We start from the raw sequence: 17,265 nt of genomic DNA on the forward strand, positions 1-17,265 counted from the left end.
TTAGATCGTGAGTTCGCGTGCGGTTTCGAGTCGGCGGTTACAACGCGCTTCGCCGGTCGCCCCGTCGAAGATGTGGACGGCATCCGGATCGATGGTGACGACGACCGACTCGCCGACGTCGACGATGTGCATTCCGTCGGTCACCGCACGGAGGGCGTCGTGATCGGTCGCGTCGTCGGCGTGTGTGAGGGAGACGATGTTCTGATTACCGTGCGTTTCAGTGACGGTGACGGTCATCGGGAACTCGTACGGTCCGAGTCGTTCCGCCGACGTTTCGTCGGCGCGGCGAACGTCGACCGCTTCGGGACGGACGCCGAAGACGAGGTCGTCGACGTCGCCGACGGCCCGCTCGAGACGCTCGTCGAAGGGATACTCGATGTGTTCGCTGGCGAATCCGTCCTCGGACCGCCGCCCGTGGAGGAAGTTCATCATGGGTTCGCCGATGAATCCGGCGACGAACTGATTCGCGGGCTCGTGGTAGAGTTCGAGCGGAGCGCCCACCTGCTGTAGCCGTCCCTCGTTCAACACTGCGATTCGGTCACCCATCGTCATCGCTTCCGTCTGGTTGTGCGTGACGTAGACCGTCGTCACGTCCAGTTCGGCTTGCAAGCGCTGGAGTTCCGTCCGCATCTCCGCGCGCAACTTCGCGTCGAGATTGGCCAGCGGCTCGTCCATCAGGAACACCGCCGGATCGCGAACGATGGCGCGACCGAGCGCGACCCGCTGTTGCTGGCCGCCCGAGAGCTCGCCGGGTTTGCGATCCAGCAAGTCGTCGATGCTGAGCGTGTCGGCGACGTCTTCGACGCGGTCGTCCATCTCGTCGGCGGTGTAGCCCGCTTCCTCTTCCAGACCGAACCGGATATTCTCCCGAACGGTCATATGCGGATAGAGAGCGTAATCCTGGAACACCATCGCAATGTCTCGATTCTGCGGGACGCGATAGTTCATGTGCTCGCCGGCGATGTAGAGGTCTCCCGACGTCGGGGTCTCGAGACCGGCCATCATGCGAAGCGTCGTCGACTTTCCACAGCCCGACGGGCCGACCAATACGAGGAACTCGCTGTCCTCGACGTCGAGCGTCACGTCCTCGACGGCGACCGTCTCTCCGAATCGCTTCGTCAACTGATCGAGTTGAATTCGTCCCATTGGTTATGCACTCTCCGTTTCCAGTCCCTTCGCGAACTGTTCGGCGAACGCCACGTACAGGATGATCGTCGGCAACGCCGCGAGGAACGCCGCCGACATCCGGATCCCGAAGTCGATGCCGGAAGTCGACGTCCCGATGGTTGGAATGATCAGGGTGACGGGCGCTTCCGGCGAGTTCGCACTCGAGATGAGGGTAAACGAGAACAGGAACTCGTTGTAGATCTGGGTGAACTGGTAGATGAAGACGACGCCGAACATCGGTTTCGAGATCGGCAAGATGATGCGGCGATAGATTTTCGTGATGCTCGCGCCGTCGATCTTGGCCGCCTCCACCAGCGAGTTCGGTAGACTCTGGTAGTACGACCGGAAGAGGATCATACAGATCGGAATCCCGTAAGCGACGTGGGTGATGATCAACGGCACCAGGTCGGCGTGATAGCTCTGGATCAACGGTACCGTCGCGAACAGCGGCGAGATCATGTTAGCGAGTGGGAAGGTGTTGTTCCAGAACCGCGCCAGGGGAACCAACACGGCCTGGTACGGCACGAAGATGCCGATGAGAAACAGGATCAGAATCCCGAGTTGGCCGCGCCATTTGACCATCGTCAGCCCGAACGCTGCCATACTCGCGAGCAACACGTTGATGATCGTCGCCGGAATCGCCATCAGCAGCGAGTTGACGAACGCGTGCGAAAGCTGGTTAAAGGCGTACTCGAGGTTCCCGAGCGTGAAGCCTTCTCCCAGTGGCGGTATGAACGGAACCGTCCGAGCGATGGCTTCGTTCGTTTTCAGCGCCGTCATGAGTCCCGTAATCAACGGGAGGAGGAAGAACCCGAGGAAGAGGACGATCAGCGTGTAGTGGCCGATCCGTCTGAGATTGACGTCTTCGACGACCGATGCAACGTCGAGGTTCGTGTCGGATGTTGACTGTGACATTGTTAGAGGCTCCCCTGTCGGTACTGGAAGATCAGATACGGTGCGATTACGGCGAGCGAAAGCAGAAGGAGCATCGTCGCGATCGCCGCGCCGTACGCCCACTGTCCGTACTGGAACGCCTCTCGAACCATCAGCGTCGCCAGAATATCGGTTCCGTTCGGTGGCCGATAGTCGCCGGTGATGGCGTAGAGGAAGTCGAACGCCTTGAGCGCGAACAGCATCAGGACGACGGCGGCGCCGACGGACGCCTGCTTGAGCTGTGGAATAATGATCCGGATATACGTCTTTGTCGGACTCGCCCCGTCGACTTTCGCGGCCTCGAACTGGTCAGACGGAAGCGACTGAAGCCCGGCCAGAAAGACGACCATCGCGTACCCGCTGAACTGCCAGACGAGTGCGAAGATCACGGCTGCGAGGGCGAGCCGTGGATTGCCCAGCCAATCGATCGGTTCGAACCCGAGCGTCGTCACGAAGACGTTCAACACTCCGTTGCCGGGACTGTACATCCACAACCAGAGCTGTGCCGTCACGACGAACGAGAGGGCCATCGGCAGGAGATAGATCGTCTGGATCGTCTCCTTGTATCTGATACCGTAATCGAGGAGGACTGCCAGGAACAGTCCGAGCCCCAGCGAAACTGACGTAAACCCGACGAGCAGCACGAAATTCTGGAACGCAGCTGCCCTGAACGATCCGTCTGCAAGCGCCATGCGATACATCTCGAGGCTCAAGTTCTCGAACTGTGGACGGCCGATTCCCGCGTAATCCGTAAAGGAAATCGCGAGGTTGTAGCCGATGCCACCGTACACTGCGATTCCCATGAGAACGAACGGGATCCCCCAGTACGGCGACGACCGAACGAAGTCGCTGTTGAGGAAGTACCTGAGCTTCGTCCGCCAGTCTACCACCTCTTCGGTCGGTCCTGCCGTCGAATCCGTGGTTTCAGTCGTGTCGTGCGTTGCCATCTGACTATCCGTTTCTCTCTACCATGATAAAGAATTTGTTACTTGTCCCGGGGGCCGCTTATTGCACACTTCGCACGCGACCGTCGTTACTGGGAAACGGCCTCGAGCAGGGCGTCAGCCGCTGCTTCGGGGTCGTACGGATCCATGAAGTGGTCGCCGATAGCCCCCTCGCAGTTGTTCTGTTGCTGGGGCTCGACGGCGAGTCCGTGTGCGAGCGTCGGCGGGTACTCCTCGGAGTCGAGGAGGTCCTCGTAGGTCATTGCCAGGAAGTCCGTCAGTTCGTCGGGATCGATATCGGTTCGAAGCGGCACGGATCCCTTGAGGTTGTTGAACTCGACCTGGGCCTCCGCCGTCCCGACGAATTTTTGCCACTCGACGGTCTCGTCCGGACTCGGGTTGTCGTCCGGCGTGACGAACGCGTCGAGGTGGTAGAAGTAGACGCCCTCGGTTCCGGGGAAGGGGATCCAGTCCCACTCCTCGCCGTAGTTGAAATCGTCGTCGGCTCGGTACATCCCGTACTGCCAGTTCCCGCCGTGAATACACGCCGCTTCGTCGGCGATCAGTTTCTGTGCGGCCTGCGTGTAGCCGATCGACGACGCGTCGTCGTTGATGTAGTTCTCCTGAATCTCCTGGAGGGTCTCTAACGCGTCGATCATGGCGTCCCTGTCGCCGTCGCCTTCGATGAAGTCCATGTAGGCGTCGACGCCGGACTGACTCGAGAAAATTTGGACCCACGTCTGTAAGCCGAGGAACGCCGAGCGCATCCCGTGGGCGAACGGCACGTAATCGGTCTCCTGATCGATCGTCTCGAGGGCGTCGAGAAGGTCGGACGTGCTGTCGAGTTCCTCCGCGTCGATACCCGCCTCGTCGAAGGCAGCCGTATTGTAAAACAGATTGTTCATCCGGTGTGAGCCGACCGGCACCGCCGGCATCTGTCCGTTGAACGTACAGAGTTCGACGGCTCGGTCCTGGATGTTCTCCTTCAACCCGTCGGCCTCCCAGACGTCCTCCTCGAGGTCCATGAGGACCCCTTCGTACCGCTGGAGGTTGTTGCCCGGCCAGTTGGCGAACGAACTCATCGGGTTCTCGTTCGTCAACCGCTGGAGGATAGCCGTATTGAGTTCGACGTTCCCGTCCCCCCCGACAGCTTCGAAGTTCCCCTCGATATCGGGGTGTTCCTCCTCGAACGCGCTCGTGAGCGTATTGATAGCATCCGCGCCGTCGCCGCCGGTCCAGCCGTGAAGGACCTCGAACCCGCTTCCGTTTCCATCGCCGGCACAGCCTGCTAACCCGGCCGCAGCACCCGCTGCGATACCGCTGAGGTACGTTCGTCTATCTATATCGTTGCCCAGCTTGTCATGATCAACCATGCTACTCGGGAGATATGAGCACATATTCATAAAGTTACCGGTGTAGCAACAGCTCGGGGTTCGACGTCTGAGTGCAGTCTGGCGGGTGGCTTGGGTATATTCCGCTTTGTGAGTCACCCGAACACGGACAGCCTGTGTCGGCTCGACGACACCGATCGGACCGCTCGAGAGTATCGCATCGAGCGAGGAAACTGAACGCGCTCCCGTATATGCAGAGTACACACCGGTGCTCGAACCGGCGGTAGGTCGCCGGCCGATCCGGCTCCAAGGTCGATCTACCAGTTGCGGAAATCGACAGTACGAGATCGCAATCAGTGTGCTTCCGTCCGGTCAGATCAGATTGAACTCCCACCTCTGGTTGTCACCACCCCACCAACTCCACTGGACGATGTCCGCACCGTCGTCGGTCAATGCGTCCAGTACGTCAGCAGCGTACCCGCTCGCGATTACGCGCGAGTCGACCCGAGTGACGCCTCCGACCGGATCGTACCAGACCAGTGATTGGGGGGTCGCCTCTCGACCGAGATGGCTCTGGACAGAACGGAACAACCGATGGTTACGCCATCTAACGCCGAAAATACGCCGCAGAGAGGGTCTAACACACTCTCAACGGTACCCGTTTGGACCAGTTGATTGCTACTGACTCTCGCCGTTCGGACTCGCTCGTTGGAGAGTCACACTTCAACGACGGTGTTCGAGAGGGTGCCGATCTCCTCGAGGCCGATTTCGATCTCGTCACCCTCGCGAAGCGTGAACTCCTCGTCGGGTACCAGTGACGTTCCGGTCAGGAGGACCGAGACGTCGGGGACGGCGTTGTGCGTGACGTAACAGTCGACCAATTCCTCGACGGATCGGACCATCTTGTTCGTGTTCGTCGACTCGTCGTAGAGGACATCGTTGCCCCGACTGATCGTCATCCACATCTCGAGGTCGTGTGGGTCGTCGATCGAGTCAGCCGAGCGGACGCACGGCCCGATCGAGCAACAGCGGTCGTACACTTTCGCCTGCGGGAGGTAGAGCGGATTCTGTCCTTCGATCGAGCGGCTACTCATGTCGTTGCCGACCGTGTAGCCCACTATTTCGCCCTCGTAGAGAACGACGCCGAGTTCCGGTTCGGGGACGTCCCACTCCGAATCGGCGCGAATGCCGACGCCCTCGTTCGGACCGACGGTTCGCTTGGGCGTCGCCTTGAAGAACACTTCCGGCCGATCGTTCTCGTAGACGTCGAGATACATGTCCGGCATCGAACTCTCGGCCTTGCGCGCTTCCTCGCTGATCCGATACGTGACGCCCGCTGCCCAGACCTCCCCTGAGGAGACGGGTGCTGTCGGCGGACTCTCCTCGAGTGCCGTCTCCGAGAGGACGGTCGCCTCCTCGAGCAGGCGGTCGGCGACGGCGTCGACCGATTGGTTGGTGATCGCGGACGCTCGAAGTAGGTCCTCGAACGTCTGCAGTTGTGACGTTGCTGCGGTGAGATCGTACAGCGATCCCGCCGTTTCCACTGCGAGACGAGGGGAACCCCCCTCGCAGAGCTGGTAGTAACGCATGTGGGTACCTCCTTCTTTTCGCCCAACCATATTAGCTCTGGTGTCCGGGGAGAGTATCGCAGCGAATCGGTTATAGGCTCGATATCGTGTTGTATAGTCTGCATATCGGGAGATAGCTCCCGAAGCGGAGATTCCTGTACAGATCATAAGTATTCTATACTTCCTCGCCGATGTTTCTGGCGTGACCGCACGCTACCAGAACTACGTGAGCGGAGAGTGGACCGACTGCGAAACGAACGAGACGTTCGAGACGACCGATCCGGCGGCACCGGCGGAAGTCGTCGCCGAGTATCCACAGTCGAGCGCCGAAGACGCAAACGCTGCCGTCGAAGCCGCGGCGGCCGTAGCGGACGACTGGGCGACCACGCCCGCGCCCGAACGGGGTGAGATCCTTCGCGAGGCGGCATCGATTCTCGCCGACCGGAAGGACGAACTTACCGACCTCCTCACCCGCGAGGAAGGGAAGACCCACGCCGAAGCCGGCGGTGAAGTTCAGCGGGCCATCGACATCTTCTACTACTACGCGGAAAAGACCCGCGACCTCGGTGGCTCGGTGAAATCCGCGAGCGGTCCGCGGACGAATCTCTACACCGTCGACGAACCGGTCGGCGTCACCGCGTTGATCACGCCGTGGAACTACCCGATCGCCATCCCGGCGTGGAAGCTCGCGCCTGCACTCGCCACCGGAAACACGGTCGTCCTCAACCCGGCTTCGGTCGCCCCCGGTGTCGCCGTCGAACTCTTCGAGGCGCTCGACGAAGCCGGCCTTCCCGATGGCGTGGCAAACGTCGTCACCGGTCCCGGAAGCACCGTCGGTGATGCGATCATCACCCACGAGGACGTCGACGCCGTCTCCTTTACCGGCTCCGGTCAGGTCGGCCACATGGTCTACGATTCGGCCACCGACGACGGCAAGCGCGTTCAGACCGAACTCGGCGGGAAGAATCCGACCGTCGTCTCAGACAGCGCCGATGTCGAGGAGGCCGCCGAAATCGTCGCCGCGGGCGCGTTCGGCGTGACTGGACAGGCTTGCACCGCCTGTTCACGCGCGATCGTTCATACTGATGTCTACGACGAGTTCGTCGAGGCGGTCGTCGCGCAGGCCGAGTCGATCGAGATCGGCCCCGGTGACGAGTACGACATGGGTCCGCAGGTCACCGAGAGCGAACTCGAGGGAACCCTCGACTACATCGGGATCGCGGAGGACGAGGGTGCGACCCTCGAGACGGGCGGCGGTCAGCCCGATGGCGAGCGCTTCGGTGATGGCTACTACGTCGAGCCGACGGTCTTCAGCGGCGTCGAGAACGACTACCGAATCGCTCAGGAGGAGGTGTTCGGCCCCGTCCTCGCCGTGATCGAAGTCGAAGACTTCGAGGACGGGCTGGAGACGGCGAACGACGTCGACTACGGCCTCTCGGCGAGCATTGTCACGGACGATCACACCGAAGCCGAGCGCTTCGTCCGCGAGGTCGAGGCCGGCGTCGCCAAGGTCAACGACAAGACCACCGGCCTCGAACTGCACGTTCCCTTCGGCGGGTTCAAGCAGTCCTCGAGTGAGACCTGGCGCGAGCAGGGCGACGCCGGCATCGACTTCTACACGATCGAAAAGACCGTCTACAACAGCTTCTGACGGAACCGACGGCCCGGAACGACGGCGGACGGCAGTTATTTTTCGAGCGCGTTCACTCACGGGCGCGGAAGTTGTTACGACAGGGAAACGGAACGAAGTCATACAGAACGTAGTGGCGGCATTCGTGACTGTGTCCGACATGCCAAACGTGATATACCCCGGCGAATATATGTCGATCGTATGCCGAACTACCGGACGCTACGCGATCCGAACGCAGAGTATACGATGCGCGATCTGTCGTCGGAGACGATGCAGCTGACGGCCGATCGTGGCCCGCGTGACGTGGAAATCACGGACGTGCAGACGACGATGGTCGACGGCAACTACCCGTGGATCCTCGTGCGCGTCTACACCGACGCCGGACTGGTCGGGACGGGCGAGTCCTACTGGGGCGGCGGCGACGACGCGATCATCGAACGGATGACGCCGTTCCTCGTCGGCGAGAACCCGCTGGATATCGATCGACTGTACGAACACCTCATCCAGAAGATGTCCGGCGAGGGCTCGATCTCGGGCAAGGTCGTTTCGGCCATCTCGGGCATCGAAATCGCGCTCCACGACGTCGCGGGCAAGATCCTCGACGTTCCGGCCTACCAGCTCGTCGGCGGGAAGTACCGCGACGATGTCCGCATCTACTGCGACCTGCACACCGAAGACGAGGCCGATCCCGTCGCCTGTGCGGACGAAGGTGAACGCGTCGTCGAAGAGTTGGGATACGACGCCATCAAGTTCGATCTCGACGTTCCATCCGGCCACGAGAAAGACCGCGCGAACCGTCACCTGCGCGGGCCGGAGATCGACCACAAAGTCGAGATCGTCCGCGAGGTCACCGAACGCGTCGGGGACAGAGCCGACGTCGCCTTCGACTGCCACTGGTCGTTCTCCGCCGGCTCCGCGAAACGACTCGCCCGCGAACTCGAGGCGTACGACGTCTGGTGGCTCGAGGACCCCGTGCCGCCGGAGAACCACGACGTCCAGCGCGAGGTCACCCAGTCGACGACGACGCCGATCACTGTCGGTGAGAACGTCTACCGGACCCACGGTCAGCGCCGGCTGCTCGAGGAACAGGCGGTCGACATCATTGCGCCGGACCTTCCTCGCGTGGGCGGGATGCGCGAGACCCAGAAGGTCGCCCAGCTTGCGGACCTCTACTACACGCCCGTGGCGATGCACAACGTCTCCTCGCCGATCGGGACGATGGCGTCCGCACAGGTCGCCGCAGCGATCCCCAACTCGCTGGCAGTCGAGTACCACTCCTACCAGCTGGACTGGTGGGAGGACCTGGTCGAGGAGGATAACCTCATCGAGAACGGTCGAATGGAAGTCCCAGAGAAACCGGGACTCGGGCTGACGCTCGATCTCGACGCCGTCGAGGAGTACATGGTCGAGGGCGAGACCCTCTTCGACGAAGCGTAACCTCATCGGACTCGCTGCGCGCTGCTCAGCGTTGTTTGACGAGGTGTGAGCGTCGTCAAGCCAGCAAATCTCTGATTTGCGCTGTTCGATTGAGCGATGCGAAATCGAGCTCGGAAGACGAGGAATGCGCGGTTCTCCGTGAGAACCGCGAGATACGAACGGCGAAGCCGTGAGTACGACGCGAGTCTTCCGTTGTCCGACGCGGTGTAAGCCGCGTCGTGCTCGTGAGTTGAGAGCCGTCTTGAGCACACGAGTTGCGGATTCCCATAGCAAAACGGCTTTTTTGGTTTGTTACGTGCTGAACGGCGAGTTTGTTGTATCTCGATTTGCACAGACGCTCGTCTCCACGAGGCGTCTCGACTACGGGCACGCCCATCTATCGGCGACCTCTGTGCGGCGGTTGCTGCTGGCGACGAGTGACGGCAGGACCGATGGTCGTCAACAGTAGCACTCGCACTCTCGAGACGGCCGATCGGTTTCATCCGTCGAACGATCGAACGTGAATTGAGACGGAACGCGAGGAGCACGAAATTCAATTCTCTACTATAGAACGATACTCACCCTTTCAGAACGACACTGAGGTTAGGCACAATGTACAACGTCAACTAATAACAAGGTCCCGGCCGACCGCTACGCCCCTCAACACAACCGACTTGACGGCTGCCGTGTCGGTTTACCGAAATAGTGGGACGTGGAGAGTCGGTACTCGCGTCGTTCGGTGGCGATCGGTAACGGCCGAAGCGGGTTACAACTACAGACCCGTGAAACGGTGACCAAACTGCCGCGATCGGGAGCATATTACACCAATATGATTGTAAAAAAACTGCCGGGGTGAGACAGGATCCCGCCGCGATCAGCGAGAGAAACTACAACTGACTGATACTGTGGGATACCGACTACGCAGAGAACAATATGGAAATCAACCAGAACAGCTATTCTGTATTGTAGAACACTGTTCTCTTATCAGAGGTCAAAGCAGTGAGCGGATACTTCGGATTGCACGGCGTCGAAGTACGAACGATTTTATCCCCCACGGACGAAACGAAGCGCATGGGGACACAGTCAGTAGTTGATCGGTTTACAGAGCGCGACTGGGCGAGCGGAACCGACGGGACCGTTCGATTCGCACTGGTCGGCCTCGGTTGGTGGACCGTCGACGTCGTTATTCCCGCGATCGAACAGTCGACGCATTGCGAGACGACCGCACTCGTCAGTTCGTCCCAGGAGAAAGCGGACCGGCTCGCGGACCGACACGACGTCGATGCGGCCATCACGTACGACGACTTCCACGACGGCGCCGCGACCGATACGTACGACGCGGTCTACGTCGGGACGCCCAACGCCTACCACCTCGAGTACGTCGAAACCGCCGCCGATCTCGGCAAGGCGGTGCTCTGTGAGAAGCCGCTCGAGGCCACGGTCGAGCGTTCCGAACGGCTCGTCGAGGCCGCCGAGGCGGCCGACATCCCGCTGATGACCGCCTATCGGATGCAGACCGAACCCGCCGTGCGGCGAGCGAAGGAACTCATCGAGGACGGATTCATCGGCGAGCCGACGCACGTCTACGGCAACAACACCCAGCCGATTCTCGAGATGAATCCGGATCCCGATCAGTGGCGGCTCGATCCCGACGTTACCGGCTACGGGACCTCCGTGATGGATCTCGGAATCTACCCGATCAACACTGCACGCTTCCTCCTCGAGCGCGATCCGGTGTCCGTGAGCGCACGGATGGACTCCTCGCACGAGGCGTTCGAGAACGTCCCGGACCAGACCGCGACGTACACGATCACTCTCGAGGGCGATCTGCCGTTGGTCTGTACGACCAGCCAGCACGCCCAGCAGGACACACAGCTCAAGATCATCGGCACCGAGGGGACGATCGAACTCGCCCCCGCGTTCCACGGTGAGGCGACACTACATCTCTCGTCGGGGAGTCTCCGTGCCACCGTCGAGGACACCGACTACGGCGCCGTCGAGGAGATGCGCGAGGAGTTCGATTACTTCGCCGACCGAGTGCTCAGCGGCGAGTCGATCCGTCCCGACGGCCGTCACGGACTCGCCGACATGCGAACGATCCGGGCGATTCACGAGGCCGCCGAGCGCGACGAGCCGGTCACCATCTGACCTCGACACCGAACCAGTCGATCCCATAGAATTATAACCGTCGGACGAGGACTCGAAGTATGCGCGGACTTGCGAAAACGAGCCGAGAGTACGGGCGGATGGAACTCGTCGACCTCGAGCGACCGGAGCCAGCATCCGGCGAGGCGCTGATCGAAGTCGACTACGCGGGTCTCTGTGGCAGCGACACGGGAATCTACAAGTTCAAATCGGCCTTCGAGCGGATGTCGCTTCCCACGACCATCGGCCACGAGTACACCGGCCGCGTCGTCGACGTCGGCGACGGTGTCACGGAGTTCGATGTCGGCGACCGCGTCGTCGAACGGCCGATCCGCGGCTGTGGTTCCTGTTATCAGTGTCGACTCGGCGAGGAGAACGTCTGTCAGGATGCGGTCATCACCGGCGTCGACCACGACGGCGCGTACGCGGGATACATCGCCGTTCCCGAAACCGCGCTCCAGCACGTTCCCAGCGGCGTTGACCCCGAACACGCCGCCCTCGTCGAACCGACGAGCATCGGCGCTCGAGCGGTCATCCAGAACTCGCGCGTCGGTGCCGGATCGCGCGTCATGGTCGCCGGCCCGGGGCCGATCGGACTCCTAACGGCTCAGATCGCCGACGCGCAGGGCGGTGACGTCGTCGTCGCGGGCGTCGGTAGCGACACGAACTACCGACTCCCGCTCGCCGAGGAACTCGGCTTCGGGACGCTGAACGTCGAGGAAGACGACCTCGAAGCCGCCCGCGCAGAGTTGACCGACGGCGCCGGCTACGACGTCGTCTTCGATACGACCGGTCACCCCTCCGGCCTGACGATGGCCGTCGACGAGGTGCGAAAGGGCGGCCAGATCGTTATGGTCGGCCAGACGGGCGAGACGACGATGGAATACTCGCCGCTCGTCCGCGCGGAGATCGACCTGCAGTGTTCGTACGCCTCGACCTGGGAGGACTTCGAGCGGTCGATGCGTCTCATCGAATCCGGCGACGTCGACCTCGAGACGTTCCTCGACGATCGGTACTCGCTGCTCGAGGCCGACGAAGCGTTCGAGTCGTTCCTCGCGGGCGACACCTGCAAACCCGTCTTCGACGTGAGTCCGTTGCGGGAGTGAATAGCCCGAGATCGGATGATTCGGTAGCCTCGATGGGACGCCACGATTGGTAGCTTCCCGGCTGTTTTTGGCTGCTCGAGTAATTGATCTAAATTACTATTTGCCAAAGATTATATGTGGGGTGATGGTATACGTGTCACCATGGCGCTAGAGAGTCCGGTGATCGTCTTCGGTATTGGATTGATCGCAGTCGTCGCGCTGTTGGTCTGGTTACGCGTTCCGGCGTTCATCGGACTGATACTCGCGACGCTGATCGTCGGTGCGGCGACGGCCGAAGTACCGATGGGGGAGGTCCCAGCCGAGACGGCTGCAGCCTTCGGTGACACGATGGTCGGTGTTGGTATTCCGATTCTGATGGCGGCGGTGATCGGAAAGACGATGATGGAAAGCGGGGCTGCCGAGCGGATCGTCCGCTGGTTTCAGTCGTTTACCAGCGAGGAACACTCGTATCTCGCACTCGGCGGATCGAGCGGCGTACTCGCGATTCCCGTGTTCTTCGACAACGTCTTTTTCCTGTTAGCGCCGCTGGCTCGATCGATGCGCGCTCGAACGGGACGGGATTACGCGCTGTTCATTACCATCGTCGGCGCCGCCGGGGTCACCGCTCACGGATTCGTGCCGCCGACTCCCGGACCGCTCGCGGTCGCGCTAGAACTCGGCGTCGATCTCGGGTTGACGATGCTGGTCGGTGCCGCCGTCGCGATTCCGATCGTGATCGTCTCCGGCGTGTTCTACGGCAAGTGGATCAATCGGCACGTCGACGTCCCGCTTCGGGAGACGATGGGCTCGTCCGTCGAGCGAGTCGAGGAGCTGGCCAATCGTCCGCTGTCCGAACTGCCCGGCATGTTCGAGGCCTCGCTGCCGATCCTGCTCGCGGTGTTCCTGATTGCATCGAACACGACGCTGGACTATCTTATCGATATGGCCGCCGAGGATAGCTTTGGACTCGGCACGTTCCAAGGGTCGCTCGAGGCGGTCGAGCCGGCGACGGCCTTCGTCGGCGATCCGAACTTCGCGTTGACCGCCGCCGCACTCGCAGCGGCGATAACCTTCTACCGGATGGAGTCGTTGACTCGAGAGGTGTGGTCCGACGAACTCGTCGACTCGCTACAGAGCGGCGGACACATCGCGGCGATCACTGCCGCCGGCGGGGCGTTCGGTGCGATGCTCGCCACCTCCGGGATCGGCGAGTACATCGCTACCACGCTCGAGGGGCTCGGCATTCCGTTGCTGGTCGCCGGCTTCGTTATCGCGGCGACGATTCGCATCGCGCAGGGCTCGGCGACGGTCGCCCTCCTCACGACCGCGGGGATCATGGCACCGCTCGTGGGCGACCTGACGGTTAATCCGGTCTACCTGGTCATGATCATCGGCGCGGGCGGTTCGATCTTCTCGTGGTACAACGACAGCGGCTTCTGGATCGTCAAGGAGATCGGCGGCTTGACGCAGGCGGAGACGTTCAAAATCTGGACCGCGTTGACGACGATCGTTTCCCTGACCGGATTCGTCGTCGTCATGGTGCTTTCGACGCTGTTCCCGCTCACCTAGTCGTCGCGGTCACTCGTCCGTTCGAAATCGTCCGAGTGCTCGTTTCGTTCGATGGCGAGAGAATACATTTATGTGAGGAGTGCGATACCATTTCTATGGTCGTCGTTACAGCAATCGACGGAGAAGAAGGCTCGGATCAAGTGCTCTCGGAGGGGTGGAAGCTTGCAGAGCGGTTCGACGAACCGCTCCACGTCGTCTTCGTCTACGAGGGAGCGGATCACCAGTATCTCATCAAGAAGTCGCTCGACTTCGACGGGTCGATCACGTCGGAACAGGCGACGGAGCTCGCCGAGCGAATCGTCGCCGAGGCCGCCGAGGGCGTTACCGACGAGTACGAAGCGATCGGTCGTACCGGCAACGCCTCGGCAGAAATTCTCGACTACGCGAACGATGTCGACGCGAGCTACGTCGTCGTCGGCGGTCGCTCCCGGACCCCAGTCGGGAAGGCGCTGTTCGGCAGCGTCACCCAGTCGGTGTTACTCGACGCCGAGTGCCCGGTGCTCGCCGTCATGGACGAGTAGCGGGCAGGTGGATTCACCGGCCTCCCGGTCTCGGTGTCCTCGTTCTCTGCTGTGCGCGTAGCGGTCCCTCGAACGGCTGATACGTGCGGGACGGAGGGACGCGGAGTGACCGCGGTCGAATCGCCGTCCGTGAACTCGTCTTCCAGCGACGAACTCGTCCCTCGAGAAACACGTATGCGGCCGACGACCGCTCGATGTCAGTATGGGACATCCTGCGGTCGAGAAGCGCCAGCGAGTCGTCGACCTGCTCACCCGTCGGTCGCTCGAGGAACTGTGGCTCTGTCGCCCGGCAAACGTCGCCTGGTTCGGCGGCGGCAGCGTCGTCGTGGACGCGGCGAGCGAGATCGGCGTCGCCGCACTGGGGATCCCCGCCGACGGACGGTCGGAACGGCTGCTCGCGCCGAACAACGAACTCGATCGCATCGACGAGGAAGAGCTTCCACAACTCGAGGCAACCGATATCGACATCGTACTCGAGGAGTACGAGTGGCAGGAGTCGTCGCTTCCTGTGGCCGTCGCGGATCGCGCTCGCGCGTCTGCCGGAGCCGATGTCCCGCTCGAAGGACTCCCAGCGGTCGACCTCTCCTCGATTCGGACGCCGCTTCCGGCGGGCGAACTCGAGCGGTATCGGCGGGCGTGTCTCGAGACGACGCGAGCCGTGGAGGCCGTCGCCCGCGAAATCGCGTCCGGGACGACCGAACGGGAGACCGCGTCGGCGCTTCGAGGCGTGCTCTCGAACCGCGGCTTCGCCGCGCCGGTCGTCCTCGTCGGCGGGTCGGAGCGCTCGGTCCGGCAGCGCCACTTCATTCCGATCGACGCCCCGCTGGACCGGTTCGGACACCTGACGGTCGTCGCCGAACGCGGCGGCCACAACGTCGCCGTGACGCGAACGGTCGCGTTCGATCCGCCGGAGTGGCTCCGCGACCGCCACGACGCGGCGTGTCGAGTCGCCGCGACGGCCGCAGCGGCGACGCTGGACGCGGCCCGAACCGGCGCGACCGCCGGGGACGTCTTCGACGCGATCCGAACGGCCTACGACGCGGTCGGCTACCCTGACGAGTGGCGAGCCCACCACCAGGGCGGAGCGATCGGCTACGAGAGTCGCGAGTGGATCGCCGGTCCCGATTCCGAATGCCCCGCCCTCGCCGCTGCCCTACGCGTGTCATCCGACGATACAGGGGGCAAATGCGAGGAGACGATTCTCGTCGACGACGGGGTGCAGGCACTCACCTCGACCGGCGAGTGGCCGACGACGAGGTACGAAGCCGTCGGATTCGACGACTTCGTCGCGTTTCACGACCCGATCGAGGGACGGGACTGACGGATTCGAGGAACCACAGTCTTCATTACCCCTCGAGTCGATCCCGAAAACGGGTCGTCGACGGTCGTCAGCCACCCTCGCGTCTCGCCGCGACCTCGAGCATCTACGGCGTCGTAGCTCGACCAACCGATGTTCCGACGACCCGCCTTTCAGATCGGCTGTGGCGAGGCGCAACAGCGAACTGCGGACAGCGTTCGTCGCAGAGACGTGTATTTCGCGGGCGGTCAACTGCGAGCGATTCCCATCGAACAGGGAGATCAGCAGGAGCTGCTGACGCGACGGTGCAGCCTCGACGGCCGATCGGTCGTCGGTTGTCGCTTCGGAGCCGCACTGATATCGACAATCGTCGTAGCAACGTTTTAGTAATTAGCGATAGTCCGTACCGCCATGGAGTACGAGTGCCCTCGCTGTGCGCGACTGATCGCACTGGACCAGCATCTCTCGAGTTGCCCGCACTGTGGCCACCTCTCGAACCACGGTGCCGATTAATTCGAAAGTCTCGCAGTCGAGACCGGTGTCTGGTGGGTCGATCACAAAACGGCCGTAGCTGGAGCTGTCCGGTAAGACAGCCTCAGGTTCGCCTCATAAATCGCTACAGACGAACGTGACGGGGCAGGGTGACGAGAGGAGGACCTCCTGTGCGGTAGATCCGAACACGGCCTTGCCGACCGGCGATCGCTGACGACCCGCGACGACGACCCGATCCGCATCGACCTCGGTCGCCAACTCGACGATCTTCGGCCCCTGTTCGCCGACGGTACCGCGAATCTCGTACTCGAGATCGGCCTCCTCGAGGCTGTGTTTGAGATCCTGAATCGCCGCGTAGCGGTCGGCAACTCGGTCGGGGCTCACCGCTTCACCGTCCGGGTCGAAATCGAGTTGAGCCAGTCGTTGCTCGTACTCGTCGTCGGTAAAGACGTGTGCGAGTACGACGGTTGCATCGGCCGGCTTCGCCGTCGCGAGTACCGTTTCCATGATCGCTTCGGATCGGTCGGTATCCGTCGGCCCGATCGCAACGAGAATCGCATCCAATGACATCGTATAACACACCACGGTCAGTTGTCTTAACTGTATGGGAGAGGAGACGGTCGCCCGAGGGGGCTACACGGAGGCCGAGACGAAATCGTCGCTCGGAGCCGTGCGCACGGAAGAGAACCATGATAGCCGCCAGCACCTCAATACGGTCGTGGGTCGGAGCCGATTCGTCGTCTTTCGGCTCGTCACGGATATCTGCGATGTTAACTGTCGCGCCGGCTACACCGAATCGGCGGACGGACTTCCCGCCGATTTACAACGATCCGTCGGTTACGGCGGCGGTCTCGCCGGAAAATCGGACGTTACGTCGCCGACACGCTCACTGGGAGACTACGTCACACAGCCGTTCCTTCGCTCGGGTAGCGGGCATCGACTGTCGTCGCTTCGTCTCGTGCTGACGAACGTCGTTCTGAAATAGTACCGGTTCGTTCACTACCGTTCGGATCCCACTTCGTCTAGACGCGCGTCCGCTAACCGGCGTACCGGGGCGCGGTAGACACAAAACCGTAGGGTGAACTGGTTCCGGTGGTCTGCGAACTCGAGAACACCGTAGTGACGATGGTATCTCGATACCGCCAGATAGCGCAGTCGACGGCCGCT

At 62.0% G+C, this 17,265-nt stretch carries 14 protein-coding genes; 8 read left to right on the forward strand and 6 right to left on the reverse strand.

The genetic code is table 11. The annotated features are described in order from the left end of the window. The 5 genes from ACSFC5_RS20365 to ACSFC5_RS20385 all read right to left on the reverse strand — a co-directional run bounded on the left by ACSFC5_RS20365 (position 1) and on the right by ACSFC5_RS20385 (position 5,964). Entirely contained in the window at positions 1-1,146 is a 1,146-nt protein-coding gene (locus ACSFC5_RS20365) for an ABC transporter ATP-binding protein (RefSeq protein ID WP_440767054.1), read from the reverse strand. Positions 1,147-1,149: 3 nt separating this feature from the next. After that, positions 1,150-2,082, reverse strand: a complete 933-nt coding sequence (locus tag ACSFC5_RS20370) for a carbohydrate ABC transporter permease (protein WP_440767055.1) — start codon at positions 2,080-2,082, stop codon at positions 1,150-1,152. Positions 2,083-2,084: 2 nt separating this feature from the next. Further along, complete coding sequence (locus tag ACSFC5_RS20375) at positions 2,085-3,047, reverse strand: carbohydrate ABC transporter permease (RefSeq protein WP_440767056.1); 963 nt, start codon at positions 3,045-3,047, stop codon at positions 2,085-2,087. An 86-nt stretch (positions 3,048-3,133) separates the two neighbouring features. Continuing rightward, complete coding sequence (locus ACSFC5_RS20380; protein WP_440767057.1) at positions 3,134-4,417, reverse strand: ABC transporter substrate-binding protein; 1,284 nt, start codon at positions 4,415-4,417, stop codon at positions 3,134-3,136. A 674-nt stretch (positions 4,418-5,091) separates the two neighbouring features. Continuing rightward, positions 5,092-5,964, reverse strand: a complete 873-nt coding sequence (locus ACSFC5_RS20385; protein WP_440767058.1) for a fumarylacetoacetate hydrolase family protein — start codon at positions 5,962-5,964, stop codon at positions 5,092-5,094. 181 nt (positions 5,965-6,145) lie between these two features. On the opposite strand from ACSFC5_RS20385, the gene xacF reads away from it, so the two are divergent. From xacF to ACSFC5_RS20420, 7 genes are all read left to right on the forward strand, one after another. Continuing rightward, complete coding sequence (gene xacF, locus ACSFC5_RS20390; protein WP_440767059.1) at positions 6,146-7,594, forward strand: 2,5-dioxovalerate dehydrogenase; 1,449 nt, start codon at positions 6,146-6,148, stop codon at positions 7,592-7,594. A gap of 180 nt (positions 7,595-7,774) precedes the next feature. Beyond that, on the forward strand, positions 7,775-9,010 hold the full coding sequence (locus ACSFC5_RS20395) for a mandelate racemase/muconate lactonizing enzyme family protein (RefSeq protein WP_440767060.1): 1,236 nt from the start codon (positions 7,775-7,777) through the stop codon (positions 9,008-9,010). Between the two features lie 1,050 nt (positions 9,011-10,060). Next, a complete protein-coding gene (gene gfo6, locus ACSFC5_RS20400) occupies positions 10,061-11,137 on the forward strand; it encodes a D-xylose 1-dehydrogenase Gfo6 (protein ID WP_440767061.1) in 1,077 nt (358 codons plus the stop codon). A 59-nt stretch (positions 11,138-11,196) separates the two neighbouring features. Beyond that, positions 11,197-12,240: a zinc-dependent alcohol dehydrogenase gene (locus tag ACSFC5_RS20405; RefSeq protein WP_440767062.1), complete on the forward strand. Its 1,044-nt coding sequence runs from the start codon at positions 11,197-11,199 to the stop codon at positions 12,238-12,240. Between the two features lie 141 nt (positions 12,241-12,381). Continuing rightward, positions 12,382-13,788 carry a GntP family permease gene (locus ACSFC5_RS20410; RefSeq protein WP_440767063.1) on the forward strand — a complete coding sequence of 469 codons (1,407 nt, stop codon included), beginning with the start codon at positions 12,382-12,384 and terminating at the stop codon, positions 13,786-13,788. 95 nt (positions 13,789-13,883) lie between these two features. Then, positions 13,884-14,309 carry a universal stress protein gene (locus ACSFC5_RS20415; protein ID WP_440767064.1) on the forward strand — a complete coding sequence of 142 codons (426 nt, stop codon included), beginning with the start codon at positions 13,884-13,886 and terminating at the stop codon, positions 14,307-14,309. A gap of 202 nt (positions 14,310-14,511) precedes the next feature. Further along, positions 14,512-15,630, forward strand: coding sequence for a M24 family metallopeptidase (locus ACSFC5_RS20420; RefSeq protein ID WP_440767065.1), 1,119 nt, complete (start codon positions 14,512-14,514; stop codon positions 15,628-15,630). Between the two features lie 582 nt (positions 15,631-16,212). Here ACSFC5_RS20420 and ACSFC5_RS20425 read toward each other — a convergent pair. Beyond that, on the reverse strand, positions 16,213-16,668 hold the full coding sequence (locus ACSFC5_RS20425) for a universal stress protein (protein WP_440767066.1): 456 nt from the start codon (positions 16,666-16,668) through the stop codon (positions 16,213-16,215). A gap of 34 nt (positions 16,669-16,702) precedes the next feature. On the opposite strand from ACSFC5_RS20425, the gene ACSFC5_RS20430 reads away from it, so the two are divergent. Then, positions 16,703-17,083: a hypothetical protein gene (locus ACSFC5_RS20430; RefSeq protein WP_440767067.1), complete on the forward strand. Its 381-nt coding sequence runs from the start codon at positions 16,703-16,705 to the stop codon at positions 17,081-17,083. Positions 17,084-17,265 lie beyond the last annotated feature (182 nt).

Origin of the sequence: Natronorubrum marinum (assembly GCF_052040125.1) — an archaeon.
Lineage (GTDB): Archaea > Halobacteriota > Halobacteria > Halobacteriales > Natrialbaceae > Natronorubrum.